10 protein-coding genes are annotated in these 11,930 nt (G+C 64.1%); 2 read left to right on the plus strand and 8 right to left on the minus strand.

Annotated elements, in window-relative coordinates; all coding sequences use genetic code 11:
* Nucleotides 1-164: 164 nt before the first annotated feature.
* Nucleotides 165-1,745 (plus strand): alkyl hydroperoxide reductase subunit F, encoded by a 1,581-nt coding sequence (ahpF, locus tag K7G82_RS19425; protein ID WP_222991592.1) that lies wholly within the window; start codon nucleotides 165-167, stop codon nucleotides 1,743-1,745.
* A gap of 118 nt (nucleotides 1,746-1,863) precedes the next feature.
* Complete coding sequence (locus K7G82_RS19430; RefSeq protein ID WP_222991593.1) at nucleotides 1,864-2,385, plus strand: retropepsin-like aspartic protease family protein; 522 nt, start codon at nucleotides 1,864-1,866, stop codon at nucleotides 2,383-2,385.
* Nucleotides 2,386-2,406: 21 nt separating this feature from the next.
* On the opposite strand, the gene K7G82_RS19435 is transcribed toward K7G82_RS19430, so the two are convergent.
* The 8 genes from K7G82_RS19435 to K7G82_RS19470 all read right to left on the minus strand — a co-directional run bounded on the left by K7G82_RS19435 (nucleotide 2,407) and on the right by K7G82_RS19470 (nucleotide 11,925).
* Entirely contained in the window at nucleotides 2,407-2,907 is a 501-nt protein-coding gene (locus K7G82_RS19435; protein WP_222991594.1) for a hypothetical protein, read from the minus strand.
* 235 nt (nucleotides 2,908-3,142) lie between these two features.
* Nucleotides 3,143-4,297, minus strand: a complete 1,155-nt coding sequence (locus K7G82_RS19440; protein WP_222991595.1) for a beta-barrel domain-containing protein — start codon at nucleotides 4,295-4,297, stop codon at nucleotides 3,143-3,145.
* Nucleotides 4,298-4,321: 24 nt separating this feature from the next.
* On the minus strand, nucleotides 4,322-6,436 hold the full coding sequence (locus K7G82_RS19445; protein ID WP_222991596.1) for an ATP-binding cassette domain-containing protein: 2,115 nt from the start codon (nucleotides 6,434-6,436) through the stop codon (nucleotides 4,322-4,324).
* The gene (locus tag K7G82_RS19450; RefSeq protein WP_222991597.1) at nucleotides 6,433-7,773 is read right to left on the minus strand and encodes a TolC family protein; all 1,341 of its coding nucleotides are present in this window, start codon (nucleotides 7,771-7,773) and stop codon (nucleotides 6,433-6,435) included. The genes K7G82_RS19445 and K7G82_RS19450 overlap by 4 nt, the downstream gene beginning before the upstream one ends.
* A 139-nt stretch (nucleotides 7,774-7,912) precedes the next feature.
* Nucleotides 7,913-8,089: a hypothetical protein gene (locus K7G82_RS19455; protein ID WP_222991598.1), complete on the minus strand. Its 177-nt coding sequence runs from the start codon at nucleotides 8,087-8,089 to the stop codon at nucleotides 7,913-7,915.
* Between the two features lie 213 nt (nucleotides 8,090-8,302).
* Nucleotides 8,303-9,532: a glycosyltransferase family 4 protein gene (locus tag K7G82_RS19460; protein WP_222991599.1), complete on the minus strand. Its 1,230-nt coding sequence runs from the start codon at nucleotides 9,530-9,532 to the stop codon at nucleotides 8,303-8,305.
* A 16-nt stretch (nucleotides 9,533-9,548) separates the two neighbouring features.
* Complete coding sequence (locus K7G82_RS19465; RefSeq protein WP_222991600.1) at nucleotides 9,549-11,096, minus strand: class I SAM-dependent methyltransferase; 1,548 nt, start codon at nucleotides 11,094-11,096, stop codon at nucleotides 9,549-9,551.
* Between the two features lie 190 nt (nucleotides 11,097-11,286).
* Complete coding sequence (locus K7G82_RS19470; RefSeq protein WP_222991601.1) at nucleotides 11,287-11,925, minus strand: hypothetical protein; 639 nt, start codon at nucleotides 11,923-11,925, stop codon at nucleotides 11,287-11,289.
* Nucleotides 11,926-11,930 lie beyond the last annotated feature (5 nt).

The raw sequence follows: 11,930 nt of genomic DNA on the forward strand, positions 1-11,930 counted from the left end.
AGCGACGAAGCAATCCAATGCCGGACGCATCCCTGGATTGATTCGCTTCGATCCTCCGGATCGCAGTTTATCCTGAGCGCCCGCCTTTCCAGGCAGCCGAAGGGCTCGCGATGGCGCGGGCGTGACGAAGAAATGGGCGATAACGCCCCCATCGGAGCACCATCATGTTGGACGCCAATCTGAAGCAGCAGCTCAAGACCTATCTGGGCAACATCACCCAGCCGATCGAACTGGTCGCGTCGCTCGACAACGGCGCCAAATCGGCCGAGTTGCTCGCGCTGCTCGAAGAGATCGCCGAACTGTCCGACAAGGTGGCCCTGCTCCGCGACGGCAGAGATCGCCGCACGCCCAGCTTCATGATCCGCCGCGCCGGCACCGATATCGGCGTGCGCTTCGCCGGCATCCCGATGGGCCATGAATTCACCTCGCTGGTGCTCGCGCTGCTTCAGGTGGGCGGCCATCCGTCGAAGGCGGCGCAGGAACTGATCCAGCAGGTCAAGGATCTCGACGGCGATTTCGCGTTCGAGACCTATTTCTCGCTGTCGTGCCAGAACTGCCCCGACGTCGTTCAGGCGCTCAACCTGATGGCGGTGCTCAATCCGCGCATCAGCCATGTCGCGATCGACGGCGCGCTGTTCCAGGACGAAGTCGACGCGCGCAAGGTGATGGCGGTCCCCTCGATCTTCCTCAACGGCGAACCCTTCGGCCAGGGCCGGATGGAGCTGGAGCAGATCCTGGCCAAGATCGACACCGGCGCCTCGGCCCGCGCCGCCGAGAAGATCAAGGCGAAGGACGCGTTCGACGTGCTCGTCGTCGGCGGCGGCCCGGCGGGCGCCGCGGCGGCGATCTACGCCGCGCGCAAGGGCATCCGTACCGGCATCGCCGCCGAGCGCTTCGGCGGCCAGGTGCTCGACACCATGGCGATCGAGAATTTCATCTCGGTCCAGCACACCGAAGGCCCGAAGCTCGCCGCGCAGCTCGAGCAGCACGTCAAGGATTATGACGTCGATATCATGAACCTGCAGCGTGCGGAAAAGCTGATCCCCGCCAAGGTGCCGGGCGGCCTGCACGAAGTGCGGCTGGAGAATGGCGCGTCGCTGAAGGCGCGTACCGTCATCCTTTCGACCGGCGCGCGCTGGCGCCAGATGAATGTGCCGGGCGAAGACGCGTATCGCAACAAGGGCGTCGCCTATTGCCCGCATTGCGACGGGCCGCTCTACAAGGGCAAGCGCGTCGCGGTGATCGGCGGCGGCAACAGCGGCGTCGAGGCCGCGATCGACCTGGCCGGTATCGTCGCCCATGTCACGCTGATCGAGTTCGACAGCCAGCTCCGCGCCGATGCGGTGTTGCAGCGCAAGCTCTACAGCCTGAAGAACGTCACCGTCATCACGTCCGCGCTGACCACCGAAGTGCATGGCGATGGCGAGAAGGTGATCGGCCTCACCTATCGCGACCGCAATGCGGACAGTTCGCACCTTGTCGAGCTGGAAGGGATCTTCGTCCAGATCGGGCTGGTGCCCAACACCGAATGGCTGACCGATTCGGTGGCGCTCTCCGCGCGCGGCGAGATCGAGATCGACCATCGCGGCCATACCTCGATCGAGGGCGTGTTCGCCGCCGGTGACGTGACGACCGTGCCCTACAAGCAGATCGTCATCGCGATGGGCGAAGGATCCAAGGCAGCGCTTTCGGCCTTCGACTATCTGATCCGCCTGGCGCCGATGGAAACGGCGCAAGCGGCCTGACCAACGCCGCGCCGCGATTGGACGACAGGTGCGGGGATGATCGACATCCCCGCACCGTTGCATCACGCAAGAATCTCGATTGGCGCTTTGTTAAACGCTCCCGTCATATATCGCAGCAATGACGAGGATCATCGTTCCCCTGTTGCTGCTGGTGGTCGCGCTCGTTTCGCTGATGCCCGGCGAACGCACTCCCGCCTCGTCCGGTTCGCAATCACCGACCGCCGCCACAGCGCATCAGCCCGTCCAAACGGTGCCTTCGGATGCCGGAAACGGGTTCGCGGGCGCCACGCTGTCGCGTGAATCCGATGGCCATTTCTATGCGGACGCCCAGGTCAACGGCGCGACGATCCGCTTCCTTGTCGATAGTGGGGCGAGCGCCGTCGTGCTGAGCCGCGCCGATGCGCAGCGCGCGGGCATCGCGGCATCGGCGGGAGAATTCACGGCCGAGGCACAGGCCGCCAGCGGCACCGTCCGCCTCAAGCCCGTAGTCATCGATCGCATCGCGATCGGTCCGGTCTCCGCGCGCGACGTGACCGGCGCGGTCGCCGAGACGGATATGCCGATCTCGCTGCTCGGGCAAAGCTTCCTCGCCCGCATATCGCATGTCGAGATCGAGAAGGACGCGATGCGTCTGCGCTGACGGCGCGCCGCGACGACAAGATCAGTGCCGGGTGGCACTGCTCGCCGGGGCCGCATTGCCCTCGATCATCCATTCGGGCCAGACGTCCAGCGGCCAGGATGCCGTTTCGAATTGGCGATGGAGCATGCTCAGCCATTGGCGGACAAGCGTTCGGTCGAGCACGATGCTCGGCTGGAAATCGAGGTCGGATTCGAAGAACAGGCCGATCTTTTCGGCCGACAATTTGAGCGTGATGTTGGTGACGAGATGGACGGGTACGTCAGGATCGGTGACGACAGGCCGCGACGGCTTGATATTCGACACCGCCTGCGCCTGTTCCTGCGCCATCATCGCGTCGCGCACGGTCGGCAGCGGAATCCCCTCCGCCTTTTCCATATGGTTGGCGAGCGCCCGGACGAGCAGGCGCGCCAGCCGCTGCGTCAGCCACATCCGGACGGTGCGCGCATCGTCCAGCAAGCTGGCGAAGTGGATGCGGTCCTCCGCCTGGACATAGGACAGGGTAATGCTGGTGATCTTCGCCATGATGGCGCCAGGATAGGGATTATCCGGGGCGCCGCAACCATGGCGGCGCCCCGGAGGAACTTCACTTGCGATCCCGAAGATGCCGCGCATCCGGGATCGGCTCGCTTAGGCCTTGGAGTGAATCTGATTCACGCTCTCGAATGCAGCGCGAAGCGCTGCATCCTCAAACGATCAGGCTTCAGCCGCCGCGCGGGCTTAAACAAGTCTCGATGAGCCAAGCTCATCGAGACTTGTTTCAACGTTCGCCCATCGATTCCGATGCCGTCTTCAGGATCGGCTTGGTGAGGTAGCGGAACACGGTGTTCTTGCCCGTGATGATCTCGGCGATCACCGTCATGCCCGGCTGGATCGCGATCACCTCGCCCGGATGCTTGGGCCGCATCTTCGAAATGTCGACTTCCACATTCACGCGATAATAGATGTTCTGCGATCCGTCCTGGCGCTGCTCGGCCAGCGTATCGGGGCTGATATAGGTCACCTTGCCGTGGCCGGCGCCATAGATGCCGCTGTCATAGGCGTCGAACTTCACCGATGCGGTCTGGCCCAGCTTCACGAAGGCGATGTCGCGCGGTGCGACCTGCGCCTCCACGATCAGCTTTTCGCCGGTCGGCACGATCTGGAGCACCTCGTCACCGGGGCGCAGCACGCCGCCAACCGTCGTCAGGCGGACATTCTTGACGATGCCGTCGGTCGGCGCCACCAGGTCGGTCGCCTTCAGCGCATCCTCACGCTGCGTCATCACCTGCTGCGCGGTCACCAGATCCTCTTCGGTCTTGGCGAACTCGGTCTGCAGATCCTGGATGTACTTGGCCTGCTTGCCCGAAATCTGGCCGTCGACATCGACCATGCCGCGCTGCATGCGGATCACTTCGGATCGGGCGACGTCGCCGCTCTTCACCAGCGGCAGGTTCAGGTTCAGCTCTTCCTGCATCAGCGTGCGCATCGATCGCAGCGCCGACAGATCGGACTGAAGCGCTGCACGACGCTTGATGTAGAGCTGACGCTGATTGGCGACAAACTCGGTATAGGAGGCAACGTCGGCCGGGAAATTGAGCGGACGATCGTAAAGCTCCGCCTGGATACGGGCCATCTGGCTCTTCAGCGCCGCCACCTTGGCGCGGCTTTCGGTCACCGCCGCCTGAAGCTTCACCTTGTCGAGCACGACCAGCAATTCACCGCGCTTCACCAGATCGCCTTCGCGTACGCGAATCTCGCCGATCACGCCGCCATCGGCGCTCTGGATGATCTGGACCCGCCCGATCGGGATCACCTTGCCGGGCGCGCGGGTGATCTGGTCGAGTTCCGCCCAGAGCGACCAGGCGATGAACGCGACCAGCGCGACCGCGATCGTGATGATGATCCAGCTCGACGTCTTCATCCGAGTCAACATGGCTTCAGGCTTTCAATGCTTGGATCAACGACCCGCCGTGGCGGTGATCGGGGAAACCGTCTTGGACGGCTGCTGCTGCGCGGGCGGCTTGGGCTGCAAACGCTGGATGACTTCCGCGGTCGGGCCGTCGAGCAGGATGCGGCCATTGCCCATCACGATCACGCGCTGGACGCGCGCGAGCAGTTGCAGACGGTGTGTGACGATCAGCATGGTCTGTTGCGGGCCGAGCGCCTTTTCAAGCGCCGCCAGCACCGCGACCTCGGTATTCTGGTCGAGATTGGCGGTCGGCTCGTCGAGCAGCCAGACGGTGGGGTTGGCGAGCAGCATCCGCGTCAGGCCGACCAGGCTGCGCTGGCCGCCGGACAAGCCGCGACCGCCCTCCTGGATCGCGAGATCCAGGCCCAGCGGATGGGCCGAGATCATGTGGACAAGGCCGGTCTTCTTCGCGGCTTCCATCACCGCGTCGTCGCCGACATTGCCCATGCCCATCGTCAGGTTTTCGCGCAGCGATCCGTTCACCAGGCGGAAATCCTGCGGCAGATAGCCGATATGCTGGCGCAACACGTCGTCGGCGATCTGCGTCAGATCGAGCCCGCCGATCTTCGCCGTACCCGCCTGGGCATGGAAGATTCCCGCCAGGACGCGCAGCAGCGTCGTCTTGCCCGATCCGACGCCGCCGATGATGGCGACACGTTCGCCCGGACGGAACTCCAGCTTGGGAACATCGAGTCCCTCGCGTGCGCCGGGATAGGCGAACTTGATATTGTCGATCTGGATCGGCCCGTCGAGGCTGCCGGGGCGCAGCGAGGATTCGCTCGACGTGCGATCGAGCGGCAGCTTCAGGATGCTGTCCAGCGCCTTGAGCGACGAGCGCGCATAACCCCATTGGACGATCAGGTTGGGCAGCATCGCGATCAGCGGGCCGTTGATCCGCCCGGCGATGATCGAACAGGCGAGCAGGCCGCCCGACGTCATATTGCCCTGGCCGACTTCATAGGCGCCGACCGCCATGATCGCCACATAGGCGATCTGCTGGAGCGTCGAGAAGACCGAGCCGGCCATGGCCGAACTGCGCTTCACCGGGTCCTCGAAATGATGGACTTCGCGGATCAGGCGGTTCCAGCGGCCGAGCATGAACCAGCCGCCACGGCCCGCCTTGATCGATTCCGCCGCATCGAGCGACTCGACGAGCATGCCGTTCTTGCGGTTGCCGCTCACCTGCGCGCGATCCGTGCCGTTGCGGATCATCTTGGCCAGGCCGAACGCCATCAGCAGCGCGATCGGCAGGCTGATGATCGGCACGATCGCGACGACGCCGCCGAGCATCCCGATCACGACGATGAAGAACAGCGCGAAGGGAAGGTCCGCCAGCATGAACAACGAGCCCGACGACATCACGCTGCGGACCTGTTCGAGCCCGCGTAACTGCGCGGCCATGGTGCCGATGCCCGGCGGACGCGCATCGAGCCGCACCGCCTGCGCGCGCGCGAAGAAATATTCCGAGACCTCCGCGTCGATCTCGGCCGCCTCCCGCTCGATCATCAGCGCACGCACCGATCGCAGCGTGAAATCGATGATCAATGCGATCGTCACGCCGATGGTGAGCACCCACAGCGTGGAATAGCTGCCCAGCGGAATCACGCGATCGAAGATCTGCATCGAGTAAAGCGAGGTCGCGAGCGTGACGATATTGGCGAAGACCGTCGCCAGCGTCGCCATCACCAGCACGTTCTTGCGCCGCATGATCGCCCGCCAGAAGACCGAGATCGCGCTCGGCACCTGCCCGCTCTGCAAGGGGTCGGGAAAGGCGATGTCATAGAAGACCAGGTCGCCATGATATTCGAGCAACGGCAGATGCAGGCCCGAAAGCCTGATCATCCCTTCATTCTCCCATTGCTCGGCGACGGCCCAGCCGATTTCCGGCTGATAGACGAGCAGTGGAAACTGGTCGGCGCGCGGACGCGCGTGGAAGGGCACCGGCGCCGGCCAGCCCAGCTGTGCGCAGAGTTGCGAGACATCGGTGCCGCCCAGATCGAGTTCGATCCCGCCGAGTTCCTCGTCCCATTTGGGCGCGAGCGACATGCCCTTGACCTGGGCGAAATGCTCCACGGCGCCGCGGATGCTGGTATCTGTCGTCATTTGCCTGAATCCACCTGTTCGCCGCCGATCGGCCGGGGCTGCCAGCCGCATGTGCGCAACCATATGCGCGCGTTCGAAGACATCGCGCCGACTTCCGCATCGGCCACCGACAATTCGGAATTGGTCGCCTCGCGTACCGCGTTCATCACATCGAGCCAGGTACGGCGCCCCGCGATGAACTGACGCTTGTAGGATTCGGTGACCATTTCCGCCGAGCTTGATGCACGCGTGCCCGCCGCGACGCGGTCGCGCGACGCGCGATTGGTCACGAAATCGAGCCGCAGCGCTTCACGCAGTTCGCGTTCGGCGGTCGAGATGTTGAATTCGCTGCCCTGCACGCGCGCGCGCGCGGCGCCAACCGCCGCGACTTGCGAAAGTCCGGCCCCGGTCTGCGCGCGCAAAGCCACGCCGGCGCGAGTGCCCGTGATCTCGTTATGCGAGAGCTGACCGAGCAATTGCGGGAACAAACCGGCTTTCGCCACCTTGGTCTCGGCACGGGCGGCAAGAACCTCCGCACGCAATCGCTGGAGCTTGGGATCGCAGGAAAGCGCACGGTCGATCGCGCCCGCATCGGAGGGGTGCGAAATCGTCGGATCGTAATCGGGTACATTGCCGAGATTGATCGACGTGGTGCCGACAAGTTCGACAAGCTGACTATAGCTCGCAGTGCGCTGCGCGCGCGCCAGCGCAAGCTCCTGCTCCATCTGCGCGGTGCGCGACGTCGCCAGATCGAGATCCGATTGCGGGCTGATTTCCTGTTGCACGCGATTGGTGATGGTCGCGAGCAGGGTCTTGTGCTGAGCCAGCCCGCCCTCCAGCACCGCCTGGCGGCGTGCCGCCGCCGCGACATTGTAGAAAGCGTCGATGACGCGCAGCGCAACTTCGCGCGCGGTTTCGTCGACCGCCGCGCGGCGCACCAGCCAGATCGCCTCCGCCCGATCGATCGTTCCGCCGATCTTGCCGAAGGTCAGGATCGGCTGTTCGACCACGGCGTTGGCGGCGACGCCGTTCTGCGACGCGGTTTGCGATCCACGCGTGATCGCCAATGCTTCGACCGTCAGGCTGGGATAACGCAGCCAGCGGGCGCCGCGCAGATCGGCGCGCGATGCGCGCAACTCCGCCTCGGCCGTGCGGATGCTGGGATAATTCTCGGTCGCGATCTCGGCGGCATTGAGCAGCGCGTTCGGCACGCCCGGTGGCGCCGCAAGCGCGACCGCTTCACTTCCCGGATCGGCGGGCGGTCCGTACGTTGGCGTCTGCTGCGCTGAAAGCGCGGTTGCCCCTGTCAGGCAAAGCGACGCGCAGAGAAGGGCCGGCAGGCAAATCGACTTCGTCATGCTCTATCCATGATCACGGGCGCGAACCCCGCCACCAGTCCGGCGATACCGGACCGCGGCGTCGAGCTCTATCGACTGCTGGGCTGAATGGAGACATGGCGCCCCGGAGATTTCCAAGGGCGCCATGCGAAAAATCGGCTTATTCCGCCGTAGCCTGCGCGGCAGCATCCTGCTCGCGGATCTTCTCGATCAGCGCCTGCAGCGCTTCGGCAACCGGGATCACCCGGTTCGCCGGAATGATGATGTCCTGGCCACTGACGTCCTCACCCTTTGAATTGCGGTGGAACGTCTCGATCCGCAGAACCCCGTTCGCCACGGAGGCGCTCCCCAAACCTTCTACGTACATGAAATCCTATCCTTCAATCGAGATGCAGGCAGGCGCGGCAAGGCGCGCCACGCAAACGCGACGACTCCCCCCGAAAATCCACCTACTTAACGCATATAATAGCGGAACAGAGCTTATGCAAACTGTTAACCTGTCAGGAAAATAGAAGCGTATCGGCCATTTTTCGCGCTTTGCGGACGCCGATCATCCTCCCCCCGCCGCCAGCCCATCGACCCATTCGATCTGGCGCGGCAGGCACACCGAACGGAGATCATATTCAGCAACCGCACGCTTGCGGGCATTGGCCCCCAACTGCGCGCGCCGCGCAGGATCGTCGAGCAGCGAAATGACCGATTCGATCAGCGCGTCCCGATCGAAAAACGGCACGAGAACGCCATGTTCGCCGTCATCGATCGCTTCGAGAACGGGTGGCGTATCGCTTGCGACGATCGCGCACTCCATCGCCATCGCCTCGATCAGGCTCCACGACAGGACGAACGGATAGGTGAGATAGACGTGAACCGTCGATACGGCGAGCAGGCCCAGAAACTGCTGATAAGGGATCTTGCCGACGAAATTCACACGCGACATGTCGATCTGGTCGCTCACCTCCTGAAGGAAGATGTTGCGCCAGCTCTTTCCCTTGGGGGGCGGTGCGCCATAGCTGACTTCATCACCACCGACGATGATGACGCGGGCATTGGGCCGCCGCCGCAGCAATTCCGGCAAGGCGCGCATAAAGACATGATAGCCGCGATAGGGCTCGAGATTGCGATTGACGAAGGTGATCACCTCGTCCTCCCGACCAACCTCGATCTGGTCGTTGAGCTTCAGCTTCACGCCGGGAATGCTCTTCACCCGATCGGTATCGATGCCGTCATGAACGATGCGAATGCGGCTTCTGAACGGTTCGGGAAAGCTCGAGGCCTGCCAGTGCGTGGGCGCGATGCCGGCGGCCGCCTGATCGAAATGAAGGAAATTGCCGACATTCTTGATCAACATGCGGCATGCGCTCTCGTCGCGATCTCCGCTCGGGAACTCCGCATCGAAATTCATGTCGGCACCATCGGCCGAATAGAAGAACTCGCAATAGATGCCCAGTTTCGCATCGGGCCATACCGTCTTGAGGAACAGGCTTTCCCCCCAGCCGGGATGCGCGATGATCACATCGGGCATGAAGCCTTCCTCCCGCAGCTTCATCGCCGAGCGGAAGCTGGCATCGGCCCGGATCACCTTGCTGTCGAAATCGCGCGTCCAGGGATGGCCGTTGGTGGCCGTGTTGTGCGTCGCCTTGCTGCGCACGTAACGGATGTTCGGAAACCCGGCAAAATCGTTCATGCCCATGGCGACGACCGTGTCGCCGCGTGCGGCAAGCGCGGGTGCCAGGCTCCGGAACTGCCCCGGAAAATTCTGATGCACAAAAAGGACGTTCATGCCTGGACTGCCGCCTTCACGCGACCGCGCCCAGTTTGCGCCAGCGCGGCAAACTCTGTTCCAGGAAGGTAGCGGACATCGCGTCGATCCGCTCCTGCGCGGCGGCGCCGTCGATCGGCTGGCCGTTCTGCTGCAGCTTGCGGCCGACCTTGGCGAGCCGTTCGGCCAGCCCCTTGCCGAGCTTCGCCGCATCGGCCTTGGGCGCCCCGGCCCATGTATCGAACAACATGCAATCGATGTCGCTGACGGAAAGCGCGGATCCCAGCGCGGGTACCGCGAAATGCGTATAGGGCGCGCCTTCGCATACGGTTCGCGCGATCACCGAATTCAGGCGCTGCGCGGGCTTGGCGTCTCCGCGCTTGGCCGCACCCACACCGATACCGCCCATATGGATCAGCAGCAGCAGCGTCTGGATCGCGCTGCTCATCCCCTGCTTCCTGAAGTTGGGCAGCGCAACGAGTTCCCCGATGGTCTTCGGCCCGGTCTCGAGCGCGGCGATCGCCTCGGCGAAGGAGTCGTGCTTGAGCGAAAGTTCGCCGAACGCCGTGCCGATCTTCAGCGGCTCGCCGTCGTCCTTCGGCGCATTGACAAGATAGAGTTCACTATCGAACGCGGTATCGATGCCGCGATTGAACGTGCGGCGCGCACCGCGGCAGAATATGTCGCGGCGGAAGCTCTGGTTGATCGCGCAATCCTGCACTTCCTGGCGCAGGACGGAATCGGTCTGGGCGTTGATGATGTCGCGGGTGGCCGGCGGCAACAGGCCGGGCAGCATCAGTTCCGCGATGGTGGCGGCGCCGACGAAGTTGAGTTTCGCCGCACCGAACTCCGCAGCGGCTTCGGAGAACCACAATGGGTGCCAGTTCTCGTGGAGATATTCCTGCACCAGATAAGCACGGTTCTGCGTCTTGACCGAGTCGATCCGCGCCTTCAGCGTCGGCAGGACGCGGAAGATCGCCGAGTTGCTTTCGCCCAGGCTTTCGAACAGCTTGACGGTGTCGTCGATCACCGCGGGCCCCGGCTTGGCGGTGACCATCTGCATGCGACGCGCCATATGCTGGAACGGCATGGTGCTGACCCAGCCGGGCTTCGTATTATAGCTGTTGTAGACAAGCCCACCGGGCGGCACCGCGTGATCGAGGCAACGGACGAGCGCGCGGCGCACCTCAGGCGGAATCCAGCTGTAGATTCCGTGCATCACCACATAGTCGAACTGGCCGAGATCGGCGGGCCAGCTTGCCCCCAGCGCCGCGAAATCGCCTTCGATGAAGCGGATGTTGCTCAGCCCCGCCGCCGCCGCCAACCCCTTCGAATGGGCGATATGTTCGGGATTGAAATCGATGCCGACAAACTCCGCGGACGGATTGGCGGCAGCCAGCAGGCACAGGCCCACGCCCTGCCCGCTTCCAAGCTCCAGATAGCGGAAGCTGCCATTGGCGCCCCGCGTGGGCGGAACGAAGCCCGAGATCCGCGCGCAGAGATCGAGCCAGTCGGGTGCGAGCTCACGATAGAAGCCATACGTATAGCCCAGCGATACATTATAGCCGTGCGACCAGTCGTTCATCGCGCCGCTCCCCCATTAATCCTGTGTAAGCCCAAATGCTTAAGCGGTTCCGCCGCCATATGCCAAGCTTGAATCCATCCCCCGCCGCAAAGTCGCTCCGGCAGGGAAACGCCGATGGCATCCTCCCGCCGGACCCGACATGGCGGCGGAGAGCGGACGGCCGGGGACACCGCCCCCGGCCGTGAGACGATCAGGCGAAATTGACGATGAAGTTCGCCAAGCCGCCGCCCGCCGCGCTGTGCGCGAAGAAGCTTGCATCGATCTGCGCGCTGGCGGCAGCGGCAGCGGCATGCGCATCGTCGGCGCTCGGGATAGCGGGCGCGGCGGGCACATCGAGTGCGGCAAGCGCGGCCTTCGCCGCCGCCTGCTCGTCCGATGCCGCGGATTCGATCGCGGGGCCGGCGGCAAAGGCCGCAGGCGCCGGCGGCGCCGCAGGTGCGACCGCAGCCGCGGTTCCGGTGATCACCTGCGTACCCAATACGACATTGGTGCCGTCGAAGACCAGGGTGCGGCTGTCGCCATATACGCCGGGCGCGGTTTCGAACTGAATCGTGGCGCCCACGACGCCGATGGGAATGACCGCCACGATGCTGTCCGAAGCGCTGGTCAGTTCCGCGTTGGAGCCGGCGATACGGATGGTGAAATCGGTCGCGACGTCGCTGAGCTTGATCGTATCTCCGCCGCGCGCGAAGTCCCCCTGAAAATAGGCGATCGTCTGATCGAAGACGAGCACGGTTTCCGCGCCGGCATTCTTGCCGAAGATATCATAGGTGCCACCGATCGCGCCGGCCGTCAGGCCCGATTGCACGATAAGACGATTGTTCGCCATGCTGA

It is taken from the genome of Sphingomonas colocasiae (genome assembly GCF_019880585.1).
GTDB lineage: Bacteria > Pseudomonadota > Alphaproteobacteria > Sphingomonadales > Sphingomonadaceae > Sphingobium_A > Sphingobium_A colocasiae.